Source organism: Kitasatospora sp. NPDC059803, assembly GCF_042732255.1.
Lineage (GTDB): Bacteria > Actinomycetota > Actinomycetes > Streptomycetales > Streptomycetaceae > Kitasatospora.
This window is the reverse complement of the sequence record NZ_JBHWIJ010000598.1, coordinates 1-553: the sequence shown is the minus strand read 5'-3', so window position 1 is coordinate 553 and position 553 is coordinate 1. Positions and strand designations below refer to the sequence as shown.

2 protein-coding genes are annotated in these 553 nt (G+C 60.6%); one reads left to right on the top strand and one right to left on the bottom strand.

Annotation, left to right across the window (positions count from 1 at the left end; translation table 11 throughout):
* Positions 1 to 299 (top strand): antibiotic biosynthesis monooxygenase family protein (locus tag ACFV6I_RS39755; protein WP_380431192.1); only part of this gene is annotated, 299 nt, incomplete at its 5' end.
* A gap of 103 nt (positions 300 to 402) precedes the next feature.
* Here ACFV6I_RS39755 and ACFV6I_RS39750 read toward each other — a convergent pair.
* Entirely contained in the window at positions 403 to 543 is a 141-nt protein-coding gene (locus ACFV6I_RS39750) for a DUF2025 family protein (protein WP_380431195.1), read from the bottom strand.
* Positions 544 to 553: the final 10 nt, after the last annotated feature.

Sequence of the window (553 nt, the reverse complement as noted above, 5' to 3'; positions counted from 1 at the left end):
CTAACTCCGGGGTGTTTTACTTTGCCCGGCGTACTGACGGCGAAAACGGATACGGACAAGCCGCCGACCGCATGCTGGAACTGGCCCGGCAACAACCTGGTTTTCTCGGCGTGGAATCGGCGCGAGGGGAAGATGGCCTGGGCATCACCGTGTCCTACTGGAGCAGCGAAGCCGCGATCCTGGCCTGGAAGCAGCACGCCGAACACACCGAAGTGCGCGAACAGGGGCGCTCCATCTGGTATTCGGCGTGCCATACACGGGTGTGCAAGGTGGAGCGGTCTTACGCATTCGAGCGCTGAAACATCAGCCTGTGTAAAACACTCAATGTGGACAAGGGAGCCTCTGTGGTGAGGGAGCTCCCTCGCCACAAAAAGCTCTCTAGCCGCAGGGACAATGTGGCGTTCAACCCACCAGACTGCGCACCGCACTGATCTGCGGAATCTCCCCCCGGCGCATGTACACCCGCAGCGGTTCCGTGATGTTGATGCGATCGTCGATGTTCTGGTCCAGCAGCAATTGGATCCGCTCGCGGGACAAGGTCATGGCCTGCTCG

Coding starts and splice junctions, on each gene's coding strand:
- ACFV6I_RS39750 (WP_380431195.1), bottom strand. CDS start 543: ATGACCTTGTCCCGCGAGCGGATCCAATTGCTGCTGGACCAGAACATC.